This is a genomic window from Acidovorax sp. GBBC 1281, assembly GCF_028473645.1.
Taxonomy (GTDB): domain Bacteria; phylum Pseudomonadota; class Gammaproteobacteria; order Burkholderiales; family Burkholderiaceae_C; genus Paracidovorax.
In genome coordinates, this window is the sequence record NZ_CP097269.1 from 1,892,413 (window position 1) to 1,912,255 (window position 19,843).

At 66.9% G+C, this 19,843-nt stretch carries 21 protein-coding genes and 6 tRNA genes; 16 read left to right on the plus strand and 11 right to left on the minus strand.

The features are described 5' to 3' along the window. The first annotated feature begins 54 nt into the window (after nucleotides 1–54). The 3 genes from M5C96_RS08570 to plsY all read left to right on the plus strand — a co-directional run bounded on the left by M5C96_RS08570 (nucleotide 55) and on the right by plsY (nucleotide 2,336). The gene (locus M5C96_RS08570) at nucleotides 55–1,116 is read left to right on the plus strand and encodes an aldo/keto reductase (RefSeq protein ID WP_272568528.1); all 1,062 of its coding nucleotides are present in this window, start codon (nucleotides 55–57) and stop codon (nucleotides 1,114–1,116) included. Further along, complete coding sequence (locus M5C96_RS08575; RefSeq protein WP_272568529.1) at nucleotides 1,113–1,616, plus strand: aminoacyl-tRNA deacylase; 504 nt, start codon at nucleotides 1,113–1,115, stop codon at nucleotides 1,614–1,616. Before M5C96_RS08570 ends, M5C96_RS08575 begins: the two co-directional genes overlap by 4 nt. 84 nt (nucleotides 1,617–1,700) lie before the next feature. After that, nucleotides 1,701–2,336 (plus strand): glycerol-3-phosphate 1-O-acyltransferase PlsY, encoded by a 636-nt coding sequence (gene plsY / locus M5C96_RS08580; protein ID WP_272568532.1) that lies wholly within the window; start codon nucleotides 1,701–1,703, stop codon nucleotides 2,334–2,336. Between the two features lie 36 nt (nucleotides 2,337–2,372). Here plsY and M5C96_RS08585 read toward each other — a convergent pair whose 3' ends face one another. The 3 genes from M5C96_RS08585 to M5C96_RS08595 are packed head-to-tail and all read right to left on the minus strand — an operon-like array spanning nucleotide 2,373 to nucleotide 4,592. After that, entirely contained in the window at nucleotides 2,373–3,392 is a 1,020-nt protein-coding gene (locus M5C96_RS08585; RefSeq protein ID WP_272568533.1) for an HD-GYP domain-containing protein, read from the minus strand. A gap of 10 nt (nucleotides 3,393–3,402) precedes the next feature. Then, nucleotides 3,403–4,050, minus strand: coding sequence for a retropepsin-like aspartic protease family protein (locus M5C96_RS08590; protein WP_272568535.1), 648 nt, complete (start codon nucleotides 4,048–4,050; stop codon nucleotides 3,403–3,405). 56 nt (nucleotides 4,051–4,106) lie between these two features. Beyond that, nucleotides 4,107–4,592 carry a YajQ family cyclic di-GMP-binding protein gene (locus tag M5C96_RS08595; protein ID WP_272568536.1) on the minus strand — a complete coding sequence of 162 codons (486 nt, stop codon included), beginning with the start codon at nucleotides 4,590–4,592 and terminating at the stop codon, nucleotides 4,107–4,109. A gap of 67 nt (nucleotides 4,593–4,659) precedes the next feature. Here M5C96_RS08595 and murB point away from each other — a divergent pair, with 67 nt between their 5' ends. Further along, nucleotides 4,660–5,742 carry a UDP-N-acetylmuramate dehydrogenase gene (gene murB, locus M5C96_RS08600; RefSeq protein WP_272568537.1) on the plus strand — a complete coding sequence of 361 codons (1,083 nt, stop codon included), beginning with the start codon at nucleotides 4,660–4,662 and terminating at the stop codon, nucleotides 5,740–5,742. A gap of 148 nt (nucleotides 5,743–5,890) precedes the next feature. Here the strand turns inward: murB and M5C96_RS08605 are convergent, their stop codons facing one another. From M5C96_RS08605 to M5C96_RS08640, 8 genes are all read right to left on the minus strand, one after another. Next, entirely contained in the window at nucleotides 5,891–6,037 is a 147-nt protein-coding gene (locus M5C96_RS08605) for a hypothetical protein (protein ID WP_272568539.1), read from the minus strand. Between the two features lie 41 nt (nucleotides 6,038–6,078). Next, nucleotides 6,079–7,173, minus strand: coding sequence for an IS630 family transposase (locus M5C96_RS08610; protein ID WP_272563777.1), 1,095 nt, complete (start codon nucleotides 7,171–7,173; stop codon nucleotides 6,079–6,081). Nucleotides 7,174–7,207: 34 nt separating this feature from the next. Beyond that, nucleotides 7,208–7,510 (minus strand): carboxymuconolactone decarboxylase family protein, encoded by a 303-nt coding sequence (locus tag M5C96_RS08615; RefSeq protein ID WP_336297887.1) that lies wholly within the window; start codon nucleotides 7,508–7,510, stop codon nucleotides 7,208–7,210. Nucleotides 7,511–7,646: 136 nt separating this feature from the next. Then, on the minus strand, nucleotides 7,647–8,537 hold the full coding sequence (gene sigJ / locus M5C96_RS08620) for an RNA polymerase sigma factor SigJ (RefSeq protein ID WP_272568541.1): 891 nt from the start codon (nucleotides 8,535–8,537) through the stop codon (nucleotides 7,647–7,649). Between the two features lie 157 nt (nucleotides 8,538–8,694). Then, nucleotides 8,695–10,038 carry an argininosuccinate synthase gene (gene argG, locus M5C96_RS08625; protein ID WP_272568543.1) on the minus strand — a complete coding sequence of 448 codons (1,344 nt, stop codon included), beginning with the start codon at nucleotides 10,036–10,038 and terminating at the stop codon, nucleotides 8,695–8,697. Between the two features lie 17 nt (nucleotides 10,039–10,055). Further along, a complete protein-coding gene (gene ppnP, locus M5C96_RS08630; protein WP_272568545.1) occupies nucleotides 10,056–10,373 on the minus strand; it encodes a pyrimidine/purine nucleoside phosphorylase in 318 nt (105 codons plus the stop codon). A 180-nt stretch (nucleotides 10,374–10,553) separates the two neighbouring features. Continuing rightward, nucleotides 10,554–11,189: a glycine zipper 2TM domain-containing protein gene (locus M5C96_RS08635; RefSeq protein ID WP_272568547.1), complete on the minus strand. Its 636-nt coding sequence runs from the start codon at nucleotides 11,187–11,189 to the stop codon at nucleotides 10,554–10,556. 112 nt (nucleotides 11,190–11,301) lie between these two features. Then, complete coding sequence (locus M5C96_RS08640) at nucleotides 11,302–11,715, minus strand: ArsC family reductase (RefSeq protein ID WP_272568548.1); 414 nt, start codon at nucleotides 11,713–11,715, stop codon at nucleotides 11,302–11,304. 47 nt (nucleotides 11,716–11,762) lie between these two features. On the opposite strand from M5C96_RS08640, the gene folC reads away from it, so the two are divergent. From folC to M5C96_RS08700, 12 genes are all read left to right on the plus strand, one after another. After that, nucleotides 11,763–13,088: a bifunctional tetrahydrofolate synthase/dihydrofolate synthase gene (gene folC, locus M5C96_RS08645; RefSeq protein ID WP_272568562.1), complete on the plus strand. Its 1,326-nt coding sequence runs from the start codon at nucleotides 11,763–11,765 to the stop codon at nucleotides 13,086–13,088. A gap of 22 nt (nucleotides 13,089–13,110) precedes the next feature. Next, nucleotides 13,111–13,959 carry an SPOR domain-containing protein gene (locus M5C96_RS08650; protein ID WP_272568563.1) on the plus strand — a complete coding sequence of 283 codons (849 nt, stop codon included), beginning with the start codon at nucleotides 13,111–13,113 and terminating at the stop codon, nucleotides 13,957–13,959. A 24-nt stretch (nucleotides 13,960–13,983) separates the two neighbouring features. Then, entirely contained in the window at nucleotides 13,984–14,472 is a 489-nt protein-coding gene (locus M5C96_RS08655) for a CvpA family protein (RefSeq protein WP_272568564.1), read from the plus strand. A 78-nt stretch (nucleotides 14,473–14,550) separates the two neighbouring features. Continuing rightward, a complete protein-coding gene (gene purF / locus M5C96_RS08660) occupies nucleotides 14,551–16,059 on the plus strand; it encodes an amidophosphoribosyltransferase (RefSeq protein WP_272568565.1) in 1,509 nt (502 codons plus the stop codon). A 26-nt stretch (nucleotides 16,060–16,085) separates the two neighbouring features. Next, nucleotides 16,086–17,318 (plus strand): O-succinylhomoserine sulfhydrylase, encoded by a 1,233-nt coding sequence (locus M5C96_RS08665; protein ID WP_272568567.1) that lies wholly within the window; start codon nucleotides 16,086–16,088, stop codon nucleotides 17,316–17,318. Further along, nucleotides 17,315–18,730 carry a glutamate--tRNA ligase gene (gene gltX / locus M5C96_RS08670; protein ID WP_272568568.1) on the plus strand — a complete coding sequence of 472 codons (1,416 nt, stop codon included), beginning with the start codon at nucleotides 17,315–17,317 and terminating at the stop codon, nucleotides 18,728–18,730. The genes M5C96_RS08665 and gltX overlap by 4 nt, the downstream gene beginning before the upstream one ends. Nucleotides 18,731–18,795: 65 nt before the next feature. Beyond that, nucleotides 18,796–18,871: transfer RNA gene (locus M5C96_RS08675), tRNA-Ala, on the plus strand. A gap of 34 nt (nucleotides 18,872–18,905) precedes the next feature. Then, nucleotides 18,906–18,981, plus strand: a tRNA-Glu gene (locus M5C96_RS08680). 50 nt (nucleotides 18,982–19,031) lie between these two features. After that, a tRNA-Asp gene (locus tag M5C96_RS08685) sits at nucleotides 19,032–19,108 on the plus strand. Between the two features lie 62 nt (nucleotides 19,109–19,170). Further along, a tRNA-Ala gene (locus tag M5C96_RS08690) sits at nucleotides 19,171–19,246 on the plus strand. Between the two features lie 34 nt (nucleotides 19,247–19,280). Continuing rightward, nucleotides 19,281–19,356: transfer RNA gene (locus M5C96_RS08695), tRNA-Glu, on the plus strand. A 50-nt stretch (nucleotides 19,357–19,406) separates the two neighbouring features. Next, nucleotides 19,407–19,483 (plus strand) — tRNA-Asp (locus tag M5C96_RS08700). Nucleotides 19,484–19,843: the final 360 nt, after the last annotated feature.

A 19,843-nucleotide genomic window follows, 5' to 3' on the forward strand; every position in this document is an offset into this window, starting at 1 on the left:
GGGAAAAATCCATTATTCTGCCCAGCCCATCCGCAGCTTGTAGGTCCTCTCCCCATGCAAAAAATCCCATTGGGCGCCAGCGCGCTCCAGGTCACGCCCATCTGCCTGGGCACCATGACGTTCGGCGAACAGGTGGACGAAGCCACGGCCCATGCCATTCTCGACCGCTCGCTGGAGCGGGGCGTGAACTTCATCGACACCGCCGAGATGTACGCCGTGCCGGCGCGCGCCGAGACCTACGGCGCCACCGAGACCATCATCGGCCGCTGGTTCGCCAGCCGCCCCGGCGCCCGCGAAAAGACGGTGCTGGCCACCAAGGTGGCGGGCCCCTCGCGCGGCATGCCCTGGGTGCGCGAAGGCAAGGGAATGACCCCGGCCGACATCGTGGCCTCGTGCGACGCCAGCCTGCGCCGCCTGCAGACCGACGTGATCGACCTCTACCAGATCCACTGGCCCGAGCGCCACGTGCCCGCGTTCGGCACGGTGTACTACGACCCCGCCAAGGAAACCTCGGCCACGCCCATCCACGACCAGCTGCAGGCGCTGGCCGGGCTGGTGCAGGCCGGCAAGGTGCGCGCCATCGGCCTGTCCAACGAAACGCCTTACGGCGTGCACGAGTTCGTGCGGCTGGCCGAGCAGCACGGCCTGCCGCGCGTGGCCACGGTGCAGAACCCGTACTGCCTCATCAACCGCACCTGGGAAAACGGCATGGACGAGTCCTGCCACCGCCTGGGCGTGTCGCTGCTGGCGTATTCGCCCCTGGGCTTCGGGCTGCTGACGGGCAAGTACGACGCCAGCGGCACGACCGGCGCCGGTGCGCCGAAGGGCGCACGCATCGCCAGCTACGAATCGGTGCGCAAGCAGCGATGGGGCCGGCCCGAGGCGCTGGAGGCCTCGCGCCGCTACAACGCGCTGGCGCGCGAGCACGGCCTCACGCCCACGCAGATGGCGCTGGCGTTCTGCTACACCAAGTGGCAGGTGGCCAGCACCATCATCGGCGTGACCTCGCTGGCCCAGCTGGACGAAGACCTCGATGCCTGGGGCACGGTGCTCTCGCCCGAACTGCTCGTGGCCATCGACGCGATCCGCTGGGAACTGCGAGACCCGGCACTGTGAGCAAGAAGGCCGCCAAGGCCGCCCATGTGAGCGAAACCCCGGCCACCCAGTGGCTGCGGCGCCAGGGCGTGGCCTTCACCGAGCACCCCTACGACTACGTGGAGCACGGCGGCACCGCGCACAGCGCGGCCAGCCTGGGGCTGGACGAGCACGTCGTCGTCAAGACGCTGGTGATGCAGGACCAGGATGCGAAACCCCTCATCGTGCTCATGCATGGCGACCGCAAGGTGTCCACCAAGAACCTGGCCCGCCAGATCGGCGCCAAGTCAGTCGAGCCCTGCCAGCCCGAGGTGGCCAACCGCCACAGCGGGTACCTGGTGGGCGGCACCTCGCCGTTCGGCACGCGGCGCGACTTGCCGGTGTACATCGAGGAAGGCATCCTCGCGCTGCCGCGCATCGCCATCAACGGCGGCCGCCGGGGCTTTCTGGTGCAGATCGATCCGCAGGTGTGCGTGCAGCAGCTCGGTGCGAAACCGGTGCAGTGCGCGCTGGCAGAATAGGCCGCCCCGCCGAACCGGGGCCGCGCCTTCGGGGCGCCGGCCACCGGCTTCTCGTAGCGCCCGCATCCTGAAGGAATTCCTACCTTGACCACCGTCTATTGCCTCCTGGCCACCGTGGCCGCCTACCTGCTGGGCTCCCTGTCGTTCGCCGTCATCGTGAGTCGCACCATGGGCCTGAACGATCCCCGCACCTATGGCAGCAAGAACCCCGGCGCCACCAACGTGCTGCGCTCCGGCTCCAAGGCCGCGGCCGTGATCACGCTGCTGCTCGATGCGGTCAAGGGCTGGCTGCCCGTGGTGCTGGTGCAGGCCTTCGGCAAGCCCTATGGCCTGGAGGACGGCACCGTGGCGCTGGTGGGCCTGGCGGCATTCCTCGGGCATCTGTGGCCCGTGTTCTTTCGCTTCGAGGGCGGCAAGGGCGTGGCCACGGCGCTGGGCGTGCTGGTCGGCATCAGCCCATGGCTGGGACTGGCCACGCTGCTGACCTGGGTCATCATCGCGTTCTTCTTTCGCTACTCGTCGGGCGCGTCGCTCGCGGCGGCGGTGTTCGCGCCGCTGTATTACGTGATGTTCGGCGGCGTGCTCTGGTACACCGACGCGACCATCGGCGTGGCCATCGCCGCCATGTCGGCGCTGCTGGTGTGGCGGCACCGCGAAAACATCCGCCGCCTCATGGCCGGCACCGAATCCCGGCTGGGCCAGAAGAAGAAAAAGCCCTGATCGAGGGGCACGGAGCCGGGCGGGGTAGCCGCCCGGTCAGGGCCGGCCCGCCGTGCTCACCAACCCCATCAGCCCGCTGCTGTGCTGGGCCGCGTAGTGGCCCAGGCGCACCAGCGTGCGGTGGTTGATCTCCACCTTCACCGCGGGCCGGGCCAGCGCCGACTGGATGCGCGGCCGGCCGCTGGCCGTCTGGTGCAGCCGGGGCTGGGCCAGGTGCTCGCCGTCGCGGTCGAGCAGGCTGGCCACCAGGGGGGAGTTGACCTTCTCGCTGCGGCGCAGCACCAGGGCGGTCTCGCCGTTGTCCAGCCGCACGAAGGTGCCGGGCGGGCACAGCCCGACGGCGCGCACGAGCGCATAGGTGACTTCATCGCGCCGGTCCACGTCCTGGCCCACGATGGCGCGCACCGAGTCCGTGGCGCTGCGGCCCGCACGCGACTTGCGCGGGCTGATCATCGCGGCGTAGCGGTCGATCGTGCCCAGGATGCGGCTGAGCCGGTCCTCGGCGGGCATGCCCGCCAGCGGCTGCGTCTCGGCCAGCGGCGCATGGTGCTGGCCCACGACGTCCAGCCACAGCGGGTCCTTCACGTCCAACTGCTCCAGCAGGGTCATGCTGCGCAGCGGGTGGGCCTCGATGGCCTCCTGCTGCGCGGGGCTGGGCCGCTCGCGCTGGCTGGCCAGCTCGTCCTGCAGCGCGGTCATGCCGATGTTCATGGTGATCGCGGCCCGCACCAGGCTGTCACGCTCCAGGGAGGGCAACTGCAGTTCGTGCGCGAGGATGTGGCACAGCGTGCCGCACACCAGGGCGTGCGAGGTGCTGTAGCCCACCGTGGAGGTGGACGCCAGCTGGAACATCAGGTACAGCGCCGCGTCGATGTCGTGCGCCACCAGTTCCTGCAGCCACCGGTCGCACTGGCGCACCTTGGCGGGAAAGTCGTGCACCTGCAGGGGCCGAGACAGGATCACCGCCAGGGCGGATTCCAGGTCCGACCACAGTCCGAGCAGGTCTTCGTATTCGCTGTCGGACGGCTCGCCGGCGCTGGGGGGGCTGTGGGGCATGGGGCGCAGGCTACTGGCGCTTTTCCAGCACCATCTGGTCGTTGATGCGGCTCATCTGGAACTCGTTCAGGAAACTGTTGCCCAGCAGCACGAAGGGCATGGCCTGGGGCGTGACGACGGCGTCCACGCCGAGCACCTCGACGTCGCCGATTCGCACCGAATCGAGCTTGATCCGCCAGCCCTGGGCCGTGCCGTTGGCCGTGCCGAGCACCACGGGCTGCCCGCTGCGGTAGGCCAGGCCCATGCGCTCCGCCTCGGGCTGGCCGATGGCCACGGTACTGGCGCCGGTGTCCACCAGGTACTGCATCGGCCGGCCGTTGATGGTGCCGCTGTTCACGAAATGCCCGCGGCTGTCGGCGGTGAGCACCACGCGCCGGCCCGTGCCGGTGGCGCCGCGGCTGCCCACGCTGACCGGGGCCTCGCCCAGGATCAACGTGCGCCGCGCGCCGGCCAGTTCGACCACCGCCTCGTCGCGGCCTACCGAGACCACCTTCACGCCCTGGTGGCTTTCACCCGGGCCCACGCCGCGCGGCGCGCCGCCGTTGACGACCAGCAGCGCCTTGCCGCCCAGGATGCCGGACAGCGCCACCGCCTGGGCATGCGCCTGCCATGGCGCGAGCACCAGGGCGGCAGCGAGGGGGAGGGCGCGCAGGAGCATGGAGGGGCAGCCTGGAGGGGAGGGTGGTGATTCGGCAGGCGGCGGGGAGATCGGTGTCAGTCGCGGAAGTTGTCGAACGACAGCGGAATGTCCACCACTTCCTTGCGCAGCAGCGCCATGGCGGCCTGCAGGTCGTCGCGTTTGGCGCCGGTCACGCGCACTTTCTCTTCCTGGATGGCGGCCTGCACCTTGAGCTTGCTTTCCTTGAGGAGCTTCTGGATCTTCTTGGCCAGCTCGCTCTCGATGCCGTTGCGCACCTTCACGACCTGCTTGACCTTGTCGCCGCCGACCTTCTGCGGCTTTTCCATGTCGAGAAAGCGCACGTCCACGTTGCGCTTGGTGAGCTTGTTGCGCAGGATGTCTTCCACCTGGGTGAGCTGGAAGTCGGCATCGCCGAACAGCGTGATCTCCTTGTCCTTGATCTCGATGGCGGCGGACGTGCCCTTGAAGTCGAAGCGCGTGCCGATTTCCTTGGCGGTGTTTTCGACCGCGTTCTTCACTTCTACGAGGTTGGCTTCACAAACGGTGTCAAAAGAAGGCATGGCATCACTCTCGGGAACTGGGGGAGAACCCGGCCGCGAAAAGGGGCCGGGTGCGACAATCCGGTCGATGTTAGTCGAGAAAAACGCTCCCCTGCAGCACTGCAATACCTTCGGCATCGTGGCCCGCGCCCACACGCTGGTGCGCGCCCGCGCGGTCGAGGACGTGCGCGCCCTGGTGTCCGACCCGCAGCTGGCGGGCTCGCCCGTCTTCGTGCTGGGCGGCGGCAGCAACATCGTCCTCACCGGCGACGTCAAGCCCGTGGTCCTCAAGATGGAGATCAAGGGCCTGCGGCTGGTGCAGGAAACCCCCCAGGCCTTCATCGTGGAGGCCGGTGCCGGCGAGTCCTGGCACGACGCCGTTGCCTGGACCCTGGCGCACGGCTTTCCCGGCCTGGAAAACCTGGCGCTCATCCCCGGCACGGTGGGCGCGGCGCCCGTGCAGAACATCGGCGCCTACGGCGTCGAGCTGCAGGACCGCTTCGATTCCCTGGACGCCATCGACCTGGCGACGGGCCAGCCGTTCACGCTCGATGCCGCCCAGTGCGCGTTCGGCTACCGCGATTCCGTCTTCAAGCACCAGGCCCCCGTCGCCCCCGCGGGCGCCGCCGAGGGCAGCGCGCCGCGCGGCATGGGCCTGGCGGGGCGCGCGGCCATCACGCACGTGCGCTTTCGCCTGCCCAAGCCCTGGAAGCCCGAGCTGGGCTACCTGGACCTGGAGCGCAAGCGGGCAGAGGCCGGCGTGGCCGAGCCCACGGCGCAGCAGATCTTCGAGTGGGTGTGCGAGGTGCGCCGCGCCAAGCTGCCCGACCCGGCGGTGGTGGGCAACGCCGGCAGCTTCTTCAAGAACCCCACGGTCACGCCCGACCAGTGCTCGGACATCATCGCCCGCGAGCCGCGCATCGTGCACTACCCCATGCCCGACGGCTCCATCAAGCTGGCGGCGGGCTGGCTGATCGATGCCTGCGGATGGAAGGGCAAGAGCGTGGGCAAGGCCGGCGTGTACGAAAAGCAGGCGCTGGTGCTGGTCAACCGAGGCCGGGGCGCCGACAGCGTGACCGGCGGCGAGGTGATGACGCTGGCCAAGGCCATCCAGACCAGCGTGTACGAGCGCTTCGGCATCCGGCTGGAGCCGGAGCCGGTGGTGGTCTAGGCCCGGCGCTTGCAGCCGGTTCTGTCGCGAAGTGGCTGCAAAGCCATCGCGGATATTGCTATCTTATTAATAGCATTAATGGCATGTTTGACTAGGGCATCGGGCCGATTTGGCTCTGATTTCCGGTGCGGAGGCCTCAACGGGGCGCTCAGGCGCCGGCGCCGCCCGCCGGTGGCGCGCGGAAGGCGACCTGGAACCGGTTCCAGCCGTTGATGGCGACGACGGCCAGCGACAGCTCGACGATCTCCGCCTCCGAGAACTGCGCCGCCACCAGGTCATAGACCGCGTCCGGCACGTCCTGCGTGGCGGCCAGGCGGGTCAGCGATTCGGCCCAGGCTAGTGTCCTGTCCCGTTAATTCGCCCGCATAGTCTGGCGAGTTTTTCGAGGATGGAGTCTGCTGTAGCTGTCCAAGTAAACGGCTGGCAGGACTGGTTGTAATTCGCGATGAATGTGTCGATCTTGTTGATCAGATCCTTCACGCTGGTGAACGAGCCACGGCGGATTGCCCGCGTGGTGATGATCGAGAAGAAGCGCTCGACCTGATTGAGCCAGCTTGAATAGGTCGGAACGAAGTGCATGTGCCAGCGAGGCCGCTCGGCCAACCAAGCGCGCACCTTTGGATGCTTGTGGCTGGCGTAGTTATCAGCTATGCAGTGCACATCCAGTTCGTCGGGCACTGCCTTGTCGATGGCGCGCAGGAAGGCAAGGAACTCTTGATGACGATGCCGGGGCCGGCACTGCGCGATCACTTGGCCATTCATCACGTTCAGGGCCGCGAACAAGGTGGTGGTGCCGTGGCGCACGTAGTCGTGCGTGACACCTTCGACATAGCCAAACCCCATTGGCAGCATCGGCTGCGTACGCTCCAAAGCTTGGCATTGGCTCTTCTCGTCCACGCACAGCACCAGCGCGTTGTCAGGTGGGTTCAGGTACAGCCCCACAACGTCGCGCAGCTTCTCGATGAACAGCGGATCGGTCGACAGCTTGAAGCTGTCGGCCCGGTGCGGCTTGAGGTTGAAGGTCTGCAGATAGCGCGCCACCGTGCTCTTGCTGATGCCCGTATCGGCGGCCAGCGTGCGGGTGCTCCAGTGGGTACCCCCATCAGCAGGCTTGGTGTGCAACGTCTTGGTAATCAACTCAGCAACACGCTCGTCATCTACCGTGCGGGGGCGACCCGGGCGCAACTCGTCGTAAAGCCCTGCAATGCGATGGCGCGCATAGCGCCCGCGCCACTTGGTGACAGTGCTACGACTGATCCCCAGAGCCTGCGCAACCGCGGTGCTGGCTTTATCTGTGCCTTCGCAAGTCAGCACGATGCGCGCCCTGAGCGACAACGCCGCTGGCAGCGAACGTGATCGCGCCATGGACGTCAGTTCCGCGCGCTCCACTTCACTAAGCGCAATTTCTGTTCGGGTCGTTGCATTGGGCATGGCGGCACCTCAAGGATGGCCCGAAACCATGCAGCTATCGTGCCTGCGAATTAACGGGACAGGACACTAGCGCTGCGCGTTCGCGGGCATCGAACAGGCCGGCCTCGCGCCAGGCGGCCAGCAGGTGCAGGCGCCGGTCGGTCTCGCCATGCCGGCGGGCCACGCCCACGTGCAGGTCGATGCAGAACGCGCAGCCGTTGATCTGCGACACGCGCATTTTCACCAGCTCCTTGAGGGCAAGGGGCAGCGCGCCGGCGCGCAGCTGGTTCTCCAGCGCCATCATGGCGTTCGCGGTGGCGGGGTGGTCTTTCATGAGGTCGATGCGGGCTGGGGACATGGGAAGCCTTTCGTGGCAGTGGGTGGTTGAAGGAAGGAGCGGGTGGAAAAACCGTGGCCCATGGCGTGGCCCGCACCCGGCGCGGGTGCCATGCCATCGGGAACGCTGCGAAAAGGGGACCGGGCGACGGCGGGGCCTACAGCCCGCGCAGCTTGTCCGGGTTCAGCACGGCGTAGATGCCGTGGATGTGCGTGCCGTCGGTCTGCAAGGCCAGCGCCACGCGCGGCGTGCTGCCCTCGCGCAGCACCAGGCCCGGCGTGCCGTTGATCTGCACCTCTTGCACGGTGAGGTGGCGCAGGTACACGCGCCACAGGCCCGCCGCCAGCCGGGCCAGGGCCCGGGGGCCGCGCACCACCTTGGTGGCGGCCTGGACCTTGCCGCCGGCATCGGGCGTCCAGGTGGCGTCCGGCGCGAAGAGGGCGAGCAGGGCGCCGTGGTCCTGGGCGCGCATCGCGTCCATGAAGCGGTGCAGCAGGGCCCGCGCGGCGTCCGGCGTGGCCGAAAAGCGCACCTTCTCCCGGCGCACCTGGGTGCGGGCGCGGTGCACCAGCTGGCGGCAGGCCGCCTCGCTGCGGTCCAGCACGGTGGCGATCTCGGCGTAGTCGCTGTCGAACACGTCGTGCAGCAGGAAGGCAGCGCGCTCGTCGGGCGACAGGCGCTCCAGCACCACCAGCAGCGCGATGGACAGATCTGATGCCAGTTCGGCACGCGCATCGGCCGCCGGCGCGGTGGCGTCGCGGTCCAGCCAGGGCTCGGGCAGCCACGGGCCGCTGTACGCCTCGCGCTCGGTGCGGGTGGCGCGCAGCCGGTCCACGCACAGGCGGGTGACGGTGGTCACCAGCCAGGCTTCGGCCGTCTGCACGCGCTCGGCCTGCGTGGACTGCCAGCGCAGCCAGGCGTCCTGCAGCACGTCCTGCGCATCGGCGCGGCTGCCCAGCATGCGGTAGGCCACGCCCATGAGGCGCGGGCGGTGCTGAAAGAACGTGGCGGTGTACGGGTCCGGGACGAGGGGAATGTCGGCGTTCATACCTTCAAGACGGGTGGCTGGGCCGGTTTGTGACGGGAATCCGCGCCGCCTGCCAAAAAAAGAAAACCGCCCGGCCGGGTGGTGGGGCGGTTGCTCTTGTTTTCATAGCTTCCAGCGCATGTCGCGGTAGCGCTGGAGGCCTTTTCGATGCCTGGCGTTACTTTTTCTCGCTGCCGTCGCCCAACTGCGCCAGCGCGGCATTGCCGCCCAGCGACAGCAGACCGGACTGGGCGTAGACGCCCAGCTTGTGGCGCGTGTCGATGATGTCCAGGTTGCGCATGGTCAGCTGGCCGATGCGGTCGGCGGGGCTGAACGGCGCGTCTTCCACCTTTTCCATCGACAGGCGCTCGGGCGCGTAGGTCAGGTTGGGCGATTCGGTGTTGAGCAGCGAGTAGTCGTTGCCGCGGCGCAGCTCCAGCGTCACCGTGCCGGTCACGGCGCGCGCCACCCAGCGCTGGGCTGTCTCGCGCAGCATGATGGCCTGAGGGTCGAACCAGCGGCCCTGGTACAGCAGGCGGCCCAGCTTCAGGCCGTTCATGCGGTACTGCTCGATGGTGTCTTCGTTGTGGATGCCGGTCACCAGGCGCTCGTAGGCGATGTGCAGCAGCGCCAGGCCCGGGGCTTCGTAGATGCCGCGGCTCTTGGCTTCGATGATGCGGTTCTCGATCTGGTCGCTCATCCCCAGGCCGTGGCGGCCGCCGATGCGGTTGGCTTCCAGGATCAGCGCCACGGGGTCGTTGTACTCGACGCCGTTCAGGGCGACGGGCTGGCCTTCCTCGAAGCGCACGGACACTTCCTCGGACTTGACCTGAACATCGTCCTTCCAGAACGCCACGCCCATGATGGGGTTCACGATGCGGATGCCGCTGTTCAGGAACTCCAGGTCCTTGGCTTCGTGCGTTGCGCCCAGCATGTTGCTGTCGGTGCTGTAGGCCTTTTCGGCGCTCATCTTGTAGCCGAAGCCTTCCTTCGTCATGAAGGCCGACATTTCGGCGCGGCCGCCCAGTTCGTCGATGAACAGCTGGTCCAGCCAGGGCTTGTAGATCTTGAGCGAGGGGTTGGTGAGCAGGCCGTAGCGGTAAAAGCGCTCGATGTCGTTGCCCTTGAAGGTCGAGCCGTCGCCCCAGATGTGGACGTCGTCTTCCTTCATGGCCGCCACCAGCATGGTGCCGGTGACGGCGCGGCCCAGCGGCGTGGTGTTGAAGTAGGTGATGCCGGCCGTGCTGATGTGGAAGGCGCCGGCCTGCAGCGCGGCGATGCCTTCATGGGCGAGCTGCGTGCGGCAGTCCACCAGGCGGGCCTTTTCGGCGCCGTATTCCATCGCCTTGGCGGGGATGGCGTCGTAGTCCGGCTCGTCGGGCTGGCCCAGGTTGGCCGTGTAGGCGTAGGGCAGGGCGCCCTTGTTCTTCATCCAGCGCAGCGCGGCGCTGGTGTCGAGACCGCCGGAGAAGGCGATGCCGACCTTCTGGTTCAGGGGCAGGTTCTGGAGGATGGTGGCCATGTGCGGTGCCTTGCGGTTCAGCCGAAGTGGCAGATGTAGTGGTAGGCGCTGGCGACGCGGATCTCGAACTTCGACTGGCCGGGCACGCTGAATTTCTCGCCCGCGCCGGACTTCACCCAGGCGTCGGTGCCGTCGAGCTTGTACTCGCACGCGCCGCCCACGCATTCCATGATCTCGGGCGCGCCGGTGTTGAAGGTCAGCGTGGCGGGCAGGATCACGCCCACCGATTTCTTCGTGCCGTCCGGAAACGTGATGTTGTGGCTCACGCATTTGCCGTCGAAATACACGTTGGCTTGGGTGGTGACGGACACGCCGTCGATGGTTTCGGTGGTCATGGATGCGCTTGAAAGGAAGAGGAAGGGGGAAAACCGAAGATTCTAGGTTGAACGCTGCGGCCGCCCTCCGTTCCCCGTGCGAGGCGGCGCCCCAAAACGCCGGGCCGAAGGCGCGCCCCACGAAAAAGGGAGCCCGAAGGCTCCCTGCTGGATGCGTTGGCCGTCCGGCCGGTGGTCCCTTCAGCGCCAGTAGGGATCGCGCGGGCGGGGCGGGTAGTAGGGGCGGCCGTAGCTGTCGTGGTATTCGATGACCGTGGTGGACGGGGGCGTCACGTAGGCGGGCGGGCCAGGGTAGGTGGAGACCACCACGCCCGGCTGGGCGTAGCCGCCGGAGTAGGCGGGGGCCGGCGGCGCGCTGGCGATGGGCTGCACGCTCACGGGAATCCAGGCGCCCGGGTCGTGCTGCGTGCGGGTGGTGTACTGGCGGCCCGCGTACTCGTAGAGCACGTTGTAGCCCATGGTGCGGTTCTCGTAATACGTCTGGGTCGAGCAGCGCTGCACGTTCTGGTACTCGGGCCGGGTGCCCTCGATGTTGTTGCCCAGCACGGCCCCGCCGATCAGCCCGATGGCGGTGGCGGCGGCGCGTCCGCTGCCTTTGCCGATCGCGTTGCCGGTGGCCCCGCCGGCGATGGCACCCAGCACCGCCCCAGCGCCGGTCGGCCGCGATTCGCCGTAGATGGTTTCGTTACCGCAAACCTGCTGGGGGATGGCCACCTGCTCGGTGATGGGGGTGGCGGAGAGGACGCGGCCCTGTTCCTGGGCGCTGGCACCAGCTGCAACGGCAGCCAGCGCGGTCAACAAGATGATTTTCTTCATGGAGAAGCTCCTTTCGGTCGGTGTACAACGCATCAGGCTGAGAAAAAGTTTAGGGTCGCCGTGTCAAGCCTGCAGCCGGGGGCCGTAAATCTGGGTAAAGATTTGTGCCGTTTCAGGGCTTGGAGCGCGCGGTGGCGGCTTCGTTCCAATCGGCTTCGTTGAAATCCACGGTGATGCGGCCGTCCGCCCATTCCACGACCGGGCGCTTGATGACGCTGGGCTGCGCCCTCATCACCTCGGCGGCGCTGCCCGCGTCGTGCACGGCGGCCTGGGTGTCCGCATCCAGCTTGCGCCAGGTCGTTCCCTGGCGGTTCAGCAGCTTTTCCCAGCCCACCGCATCGGCCCAGTGCGGCAGGCGATCGGCCGGCACGCCCTGCTTCTTGAAGTCGTGGAACTGGTGCGCAACGCCCTGGGCGGCAAGCCAGGCGCGGGCCTTCTTGACGGTGTCGCAGTTGGGAATGCCGTAGAGCACGGTGGTGTCCGGGCGGGCGGCGGCGTGGGCGGGGGTACGGGTGGGGGTACTCATGGCGCCGATCATCGTGCAAGCCGCGCTCGGCGACAATCCGGCCCCGTATGCACACCAATTTCGACACCCTGGAAGGCTGGCTCGGCCATTGCGAGCGCCTGCACCCGAAGAACATCGACATGGGCCTGGACCGCGTGCGTGCCGTGGCCCGGCGCATGGATCTGCGGTTCGACTGCCCGGTCATCACCGTGGCCGGCACCAACGGCAAGGGCTCCACCTGCGCCATGCTCGAAGCGGTGGCGCTGCAGTCGGGCTATCGCACCGGGGTGTACACGTCGCCGCACCTGGTGCACTTCGAGGAGCGGTGCCGCATCCACGGCGAGATCGTCGCCGCATCGGATTTGATCGCGCACTTCGCCGCCGTGGAAAGCGCCAGGACCCTGGACGGCGAGGACATCTCGCTGTCGTACTTCGAGTTCACCACCCTGGCGATTCTGCGGCTCATGAGCCTGTCGCGGCTGGATGTGGCCATCCTCGAGGTCGGCCTGGGCGGGCGGCTCGATGCCACCAACGTGATCGACACGGACTGCGCCGTCATCACCAGCATCGACATCGACCACACCGAATTCCTGGGGCCCGACCGCGAAACCATCGGGCGCGAGAAGGCCGGCATCATGCGCACGGGCCGCCCCGTGGTGGTGAGCGATCCCATGGCGCCGCAGAGCGTGCTCGACCATGCGCTGGAAATCGGCGCCGACCTGTGGCGGTTCGGCCATGACTTCAACTTTTCAGGCGACAAGCAGCAGTGGAGCTGGGCCGGGCGGGGCCGCCGCTACGCCGGCATGGCCTACCCCTCCTTGCGGGGCGCCAACCAGCTCGTCAATGCCTCCGGTGCCCTGGCAGCGCTCGAGGCCCTGCGCGACCGGCTTCCGGTCACCGCGCAGGCGGTGCGCAACGGGCTGGCCATGGTGGAGCTGCCCGGGCGCTTCCAGATCGTTCCCGGCCAGCCGACCCTGGTGCTGGATGTGGCGCACAACCCCCATTCGGTGGCGGCGCTGACCGCCAACCTGGACGCGATGGGGTTCTTCCCCACCACGCATGCCGTGCTGGGCGCCATGGTCGACAAGGACCTCGGCCCCATGCTGGCCAAGATCGGCCCGCTGGTGGACCGCTGGTATTTCACCGATCTGCCCACGCCCCGCGCCGAGAGCGCCGCGGGCCTGCAGCAGAAATGGAATGCCCTGCAGATCGTGGCCGGGGGGCGCCGCACCGTGCCCACCAGCCTGCACGCGGACCCTCAGCAGGCACTGCAGGCGGCCGTCGATGCCGCGGAGCCGGCTGATAGAATCGTGGTCTTTGGCTCGTTCTACACGGTGGGCGGCGTTCTGACCAACGGGACGCCTCGCCTGCAGGCCAAGCATCTGGGCGCATAAGGTCCGCACGATTCTGCACTCCATGGCATTTTTCAAGTTTCGGTGGCCCGGCAGCAAGGAGCAACCCGATAAACCCGCGGGCAAGCGTTCGCGCAATGCCCAGGCCGAGAGCATCGAGGCCATGCGTCGGCGCGCACGGCACCGGCTGATCGGCGCAGCGGTGCTGGTGTTGCTGGGGGTGGTGGGTTTCCCCATCCTGTTCGACACCCAGCCGCGTCCCATCCCAGTCGATATTCCCATCGACATTCCCGATCGCAACAAGGTGGCTCCCCTGGTGGTGCCCGAGGCTGCGCCGGCCCGTCCGGCAGCGTCGGCGCCGGCCATGGCGTTGGCCGGGGGCCTGGCCGAAGGCGAAGAGGTCGTGCCGTCCAGCCGCAACGCGCCCAAGCCGGCGGGGTCTGCGCCGGTGCATGCCCCTGCGCCCGCGCTTGCGGCGGCGTCCAAGCCTGAGGTGCGGGCCGAGCCCAAGCCGGCCCCCCGGCCGGAGCCGAAGCCGCAGGTCCACGAAGCGAAACCGGAACCCAAACCCGAACCCAAGCCCGAGGCCAAACCGCAGCGCTCGGAAGACGCGGCGCGTGCGCGGGCCTTGCTCGAAGGGCGCGATACCCCGGCTCCGGCTGCGGCCGCCTCCAAAAGCGAAGAGGGCCGGCTGATCGTGCAGGTGGGCGCCTTTGCAGATGCCGACAAGGCCCGCGAAGTGCGCCAGTCGCTGGAGCGCGCCGGCCTCAAGACCTACACCCAGGTGGTAGACACCAAGGACGGTAAACGCACCCGTGTGCGGGTCGGCCCCTATGCCTCCCGCGCCGAAGCGGACAAGGCGGCTGCGCGTGTGAAGGGCCTGGGCCTGTCGGCTTCGGTCCTGGCGCTGTAGCCGGCCGACGGCTCGCGTGCGTGCATGGCATCGCTGGACTGGATTTTCTTGGCGGTGCTGCTGGGGTCCCTGGTGCTGGGGGCCTGGCGCGGGCTGATTTATGAAGTGTTGTCGCTGGCAGGCTGGGTCATGGCCTTTTTCATGGCCCAGTGGTGGGCCGAGGACGTGGGGCGGTGGCTGCCGATTTCCGATTCGGCCGAGTCCGTGCGGCATGCGGCGGGCTTTGCGCTGGCGTTCATCGGCACGCTGTTTGCCTGTGGATTCCTGGCCTGGCTGGCCAAAAAATTGATCGAGGCGGTGGGGCTGCGCCCTGTGGACCGCACGCTCGGGGCCGCGTTCGGGGCCCTGCGGGGCATGGTGCTGCTGCTGGCGGCATCGCTCGTGGTGCTGTGGACTCCCTTGCAGGAGGGGCTGTGGTGGAAAGAGTCGCAGGCCGCCCCCATATTGACGGGTGTGCTGGAAGTTTTGAAGCCGGCTTTGCCGCCAGCGCTGGGAAGGCATCTGCCTTCATGACAGGGACGCGGCGCCACCCCGGTGGCGCTGCACTGATTTTTTATTGCGGGATCGCCCGCCTTTGGATGGAACGCGAATATGTGTGGAATCGTCGGCGTGGTCAGCACGGCTCCTGTCAACCAACTGGTCTATGACGCTCTGCTGCTCCTGCAGCACCGGGGCCAGGATGCGGCGGGTATCGTCACCCAGCAGGGGCGCAAGTTCTTCATGCACAAGGCCAAGGGCATGGTGCGCGACGTGTTTCGCACGCGCAACATGCGTGCACTGCCGGGCACGGTCGGCCTGGGGCAGGTGCGCTACCCCACGGCGGGCAATGCCTACAGCGAGGAAGAGGCCCAGCCGTTCTACGTGAACGCCCCCTTCGGCTTGGTGCTGGTGCACAACGGCAACCTGACCAATGCGCAATCGCTGCGCGCCGAACTGTTTTCGACCGATCACCGCCACACCAACACCGAGAGCGACTCCGAAGTGCTGCTCAACGTGTTCGCGCATGAGCTGGAGCGCGCCACCCGCGGTGTGCCGCTGCAGACCGAAGACGTGTTCGCGGCCGTGCGTGCCGTGCACCGCCGCGTCAAGGGCTCCTACGCCGTGATCGCGCTGATCGCCGGCCACGGGCTGGTCGCCTTCCGCGATCCCCACGGCATCCGCCCGCTGTGCATGGGCCGCAGCCCGGAAGGCACCGTGATGGTCGGCAGCGAGTCGGTGGCCCTGGAAGGCACCAACCACTTGTTCGAGCGCGATATCCAGCCGGGCGAGGCTGTGTTCATCACGGACGACGGCACGGTGCATGCGCAGCAGTGCGCCGATGCGCCGCAGCTCAACCCCTGCATCTTCGAGTTCGTCTATCTGGCGCGTCCGGATTCGGTGCTGGACGGCATCTCGGTGTATCAGGCCCGCCTGAACCTGGGCGAGGCATTGGCCAAGCGCGTGGTCTCCACGGTGCCGCCCAGCGAGATCGACGTGATCATTCCCATTCCGGAATCGAGCCGCCCGAGCGCCACGCAACTGGCGCATCTGCTGGGCATTCCGTACCGCGAGGGCTTCGTGAAGAACCGCTACGTTGGGCGCACCTTCATCATGCCGGGGCAGGGCGTTCGCAAGAAGTCCGTGCGGCAAAAGCTCAACGTCATCGCCAGCGAGTTCAAGGGCCGCAACGTGCTGCTGGTGGACGATTCCATCGTGCGTGGCACCACCTCGCGCGAGATCGTGCAGATGGCGCGCGACGCGGGCGCCCGCAAGGTCTACCTGGCCAGCGCCGCGCCGCCGGTGCGCTATCCCAACGTGTACGGCATCGACATGCCCACGAGCAATGAACTGGTGGCCCATGGCCGCACGGTCGAAGAAGTGCGGCAGTCCATCGGCTGCGATGCCTTGATCTATCAAGACGTCAACGGCATGAAGAAGGCGGTCGGCGCCCTGAACGGGCGCATCGAAGGCTTCGACGCCTCGTGCTTCGACGGCGTGTACGTCACGGGCGACATCACCGCGCAGGACATCGCGCGGCTGAACGAAGGGCGTGTAGGCGCGGAAGAGCCGCAGGAGGAAGACACCTCCCGCCTGGCCCTGCCCAACGCGCAGGACGCCTGACCGCTATTCGCTTGGATCTTCACGCCATGAACTCCCCCTTGAATGCCCGAACCCTTCCCGAAGGCCTGCACCCCGACACGCTGGCGGTGCGCGAAGCCATTCCCCGCAGCGTGTACGGCGAGCATTCCGAGGCGCTGTACCTGAGCAGCAGCTTCGTGCAGCCCGACGCGGCGACGGCGGCGCGCCGGTTTGCCGGCGAGGAAGAGGGCTACACCTACACCCGGACCGGCAATCCCACGGTCACGAGCTTCGAGCGGCGCCTGGCCGCCCTGGAAGGCACCGAATCCGCGATCGGCACCGCCACCGGCATGTCGGCCATCCTGCTCATGTGCCTGGCACTGCTCAAGACCGGCGACCATGTGATCTGCTCCCGGTCGGTGTTCGGCTCGACCATCAAGCTCATCGGCGGAGAGCTGTCGCGTTTCGGCGTGCAGACCACGTTCGTGCCGCAGACCGATGCGGCCGCATGGAAGGCCGCGCTGCGCCCAGAAACGCGGCTCATGTTTGCGGAAACCCCCACCAATCCGCTGACCGATCTGTGCGATATCCAGGCGCTGGCCGACATCGCCCATGAAGCCGGCGTGCTGCTTGCTGTGGACAACTGCTTTGCCTCTCCCGCCTTGCAGCAGCCCGCCAAATGGGGGGCGGATCTGGTCCTGCACTCCGGCACCAAGTTCCTCGACGGACAAGGCAGGGTGATGGCGGGGGCCGTGTGCGGACCCCGCGCGCTCATCGACGACAAGCTCGCGCCCATGATCCGCAGCGCGGGCATGAACCTGTCGCCCTTCAATGCATGGGTGGTTCTGAAGGGCATGGAAACCTTGTCCATCCGCATGAAGGCGCAGAGTGCCAACGCGCTGCAGCTGGCCAACTGGCTCGAATCGCATCCACATGTGGCGCGCGTGTACTACCCGGGGCTGGCGTCCCATCCCCAGCATGCGCTGGCCATGCGCCAGCAATCCGGCCTCGGCGGCGCCGTGCTGTCGTTCGACGTCAAGGTGAAAGAGGGCGATCCGGCCTCGGCCCGTGCACAGGCATTCCATGTGATCGACAGCACGCGGGTGTGCAGCATCACGGCCAATCTCGGCGACACCAAGACCACCATCACCCATCCCGCCAGCACCTCGCATGGCCGCCTGACCGAAGAGCAGCGCCAGGCTGCCGGCCTGGGGCAAGGCCTGATCCGCGTGGCGGTCGGGCTGGAACACATCGAAGATTTGAAGGCCGACCTCGCGCGCGGCCTGGATACCCTGCAATGACCGAAGCCAACCTGACCCAGCGCGTTCGCACGCGTTTCGCTCCCTCGCCCACAGGGTTCATCCATCTGGGGAACATTCGCTCCGCCCTGTACCCCTGGGCGTTCGCCCGCGCGACGGGTGGCGACTTCATCCTGCGCATCGAGGACACCGACCTGGAGCGGTCCAGCCAGGCCGCCGTGGACGTGATTCTGGAAGGCATGGAATGGCTCGGCATGCAGCCCGACGAAGGCCCGTTCTACCAGATGCAGCGCATGGACCGCTACAAGGAAGTGCTGGCCCAGCTGCAGGAGGCCGGCCATGTCTATCCCTGCTACATGAGCGTGCAGGAACTCGACGCGCTGCGCGAACGGCAGATGCAGGCCAAGGAAAAGCCGCGCTACGACGGCACGTGGCGCCCCGAGCCCGGCAAGACCCTGCCGGACGTGCCGCAGGGCGTGCAGCCGGTGCTGCGTTTTCGCAATCCGCTGGGCGGCTCCGTCGTCTGGGACGACAAGGTCAAGGGGCGCATCGAGATCCGCAACGACGAGCTCGACGATCTGGTGATCGCGCGGCCCGATGGCACGCCTACGTACAACTTCTGCGTGGTGGTCGATGACATCGACATGGCGATCACCCACGTGATCCGTGGGGACGACCACGTCAACAACACACCGCGCCAGATCAATATCTTCGAGGCCCTCGGAAAGCAGCCTCCGGTGTATGCCCACCTGCCCACCGTGCTCAACGAGCAGGGCGAGAAGATGAGCAAGCGCAATGGTGCCAAGCCTGTGACCCAGTACCGGGACGAAGGCTACCTGCCCGAAGCCATGGTGAACTACCTGGCCCGCCTGGGCTGGAGCCACGGCGACGACGAGATCTTCAGCCGCGAGCAATTCTTGCAGTGGTTCAATCTCGACCATCTGGGGCGCAGTGCCGCCCAGTTTGACGAAGCCAAGCTGCGGTGGGTGAACGCGCAGCATCTCAAAGCCATGGCGGACGACGCCCTGGCCGCCCTCGTGGCGCCGCGGCTGGAACAGCGGGGTATTTCTGCGGCAGAGCTGGCCGATGGCCGCCTGCCGCGCATCTGCGCGCTTTTCAAGGACCGTTGCGACACGACCTTGGCATTGGCGGACTGGGCTTTCGTCTTCTACGGCGATGTGGCGCCCAATCCCGAGGAGTACGCCAAGCACGTGACCGAAGCCGTGTGGCCGGCTATCGGCGCGTTGGCGCAGGCCCTGGCCACCTGCGCGTGGGACAAGGCGGCGATCGCTGCCGCCTTCAAGGAAGTGCTGGCCGCCCATTCGCTCAAGATGCCGCAGCTGGCCATGCCAGTGCGCGTGCTGACCGTGGGAACGGCCCACACGCCATCGGTCGATGCGGTGCTCGAACTCGTAGGCCGCGAAAAAATCGCAGCGAGATTGCTGAAGCCTTAAAAACCTGTCTATAATTCAAGGCTCAGGAAATGATGACAGTCACAGTGTGAATGTGGTCATTCAGTGGGGGTATAGCTCAGCTGGGAGAGCGCTTGCATGGCATGCAAGAGGTCATCGGTTCGATCCCGTTTACCTCCACCACTGAAAGTTAGAGAACGGTTAGTTCCCAGGTTTTGACCCTATCGTCTAGAGGCCTAGGACATCACCCTTTCACGGTGAGTACCGGGGTTCGAATCCCCGTAGGGTCGCCAAGTTTGTAGCACTTGGCTTGTGTCTTTTCACAAGCAAACGCTGCCTGCCAGGAGTGGTAGTTCAGTTGGTTAGAATACCGGCCTGTCACGCCGGGGGTCGCGGGTTCGAGTCCCGTCCACTCCGCCAGTCAAAGCCCTTGCAGGTCTTGGATGTGCAAGGGTTTTTCTTTGGTGAATGCCGAAGAAAGTGGGGGTATAGCTCAGCTGGGAGAGCGCTTGCATGGCATGCAAGAGGTCATCGGTTCGATCCCGTTTACCTCCACCACTGAAAGTTAGAGAACGGTTAGTTCCCAGGTTTTGACCCTATCGTCTAGAGGCCTAGGACATCACCCTTTCACGGTGAGTACCGGGGTTCGAATCCCCGTAGGGTCGCCAAGTTTGTAGCACTTGGCTTGTGTCTTTTCACAAGCAAACGCTGCCTGCCAGGAGTGGTAGTTCAGTTGGTTAGAATACCGGCCTGTCACGCCGGGGGTCGCGGGTTCGAGTCCCGTCCACTCCGCCATATGGAAGCCCTCGCAAGCAATGCTTGCGAGGGCTTTTTCTTTGGTTTTTGGTGGCGAGAGGCGGCTTCGCTGCGTGGGATGTGTCCACCCGTTCCGGATCAATCAATAGTGGCTCTTCATAAGAATGCTGCAATGCCAGCGGATGGCCTGGTCTGAATAAGGGCTTTACATGTTGGCGATCCGGGTGCACATCGCACTGCCGCCGGATGGGCCCCGTAGATGAGCCCACAGAACGCACCTTTGTTTTGGACTCGAGGGAAGGCGCATCGCATCGGGCCTGTTCCGAACGGGCACAATCGCGCCTTTTCGCCCACTTGCCGTCAAAGGATCGCTCTTGCCGCCACAGCGCCACCGCTCGG

What these genes read in the sequence shown, in the direction of transcription:
- M5C96_RS08570 (WP_272568528.1), top strand. Translation starts at nt 55, where the DNA reads ATGCAAAAAATCCCATTGGGCGCCAGCGCGCTCCAGGTCACGCCCATC.
- M5C96_RS08585 (WP_272568533.1), bottom strand. Translation starts at nt 3,392, where the DNA reads ATGCCCCACAGCCCCCCCAGCGCCGGCGAGCCGTCCGACAGCGAATAC.
- M5C96_RS08590 (WP_272568535.1), bottom strand. Translation starts at nt 4,050, where the DNA reads ATGCTCCTGCGCGCCCTCCCCCTCGCTGCCGCCCTGGTGCTCGCGCCA.
- M5C96_RS08595 (WP_272568536.1), bottom strand. Translation starts at nt 4,592, where the DNA reads ATGCCTTCTTTTGACACCGTTTGTGAAGCCAACCTCGTAGAAGTGAAG.
- murB (WP_272568537.1), top strand. Translation starts at nt 4,660, where the DNA reads ATGTTAGTCGAGAAAAACGCTCCCCTGCAGCACTGCAATACCTTCGGC.
- M5C96_RS08610 (WP_272563777.1), bottom strand. Translation starts at nt 7,173, where the DNA reads ATGCCCAATGCAACGACCCGAACAGAAATTGCGCTTAGTGAAGTGGAG.
- M5C96_RS08615 (WP_336297887.1), bottom strand. Translation starts at nt 7,510, where the DNA reads ATGTCCCCAGCCCGCATCGACCTCATGAAAGACCACCCCGCCACCGCG.
- sigJ (WP_272568541.1), bottom strand. Translation starts at nt 8,537, where the DNA reads ATGAACGCCGACATTCCCCTCGTCCCGGACCCGTACACCGCCACGTTC.
- argG (WP_272568543.1), bottom strand. Translation starts at nt 10,038, where the DNA reads ATGGCCACCATCCTCCAGAACCTGCCCCTGAACCAGAAGGTCGGCATC.
- ppnP (WP_272568545.1), bottom strand. Translation starts at nt 10,373, where the DNA reads ATGACCACCGAAACCATCGACGGCGTGTCCGTCACCACCCAAGCCAAC.
- M5C96_RS08635 (WP_272568547.1), bottom strand. Translation starts at nt 11,189, where the DNA reads ATGAAGAAAATCATCTTGTTGACCGCGCTGGCTGCCGTTGCAGCTGGT.
- M5C96_RS08640 (WP_272568548.1), bottom strand. Translation starts at nt 11,715, where the DNA reads ATGAGTACCCCCACCCGTACCCCCGCCCACGCCGCCGCCCGCCCGGAC.
- folC (WP_272568562.1), top strand. Translation starts at nt 11,763, where the DNA reads ATGCACACCAATTTCGACACCCTGGAAGGCTGGCTCGGCCATTGCGAG.
- M5C96_RS08650 (WP_272568563.1), top strand. Translation starts at nt 13,111, where the DNA reads ATGGCATTTTTCAAGTTTCGGTGGCCCGGCAGCAAGGAGCAACCCGAT.
- M5C96_RS08655 (WP_272568564.1), top strand. Translation starts at nt 13,984, where the DNA reads ATGGCATCGCTGGACTGGATTTTCTTGGCGGTGCTGCTGGGGTCCCTG.
- purF (WP_272568565.1), top strand. Translation starts at nt 14,551, where the DNA reads ATGTGTGGAATCGTCGGCGTGGTCAGCACGGCTCCTGTCAACCAACTG.
- M5C96_RS08665 (WP_272568567.1), top strand. Translation starts at nt 16,086, where the DNA reads ATGAACTCCCCCTTGAATGCCCGAACCCTTCCCGAAGGCCTGCACCCC.
- gltX (WP_272568568.1), top strand. Translation starts at nt 17,315, where the DNA reads ATGACCGAAGCCAACCTGACCCAGCGCGTTCGCACGCGTTTCGCTCCC.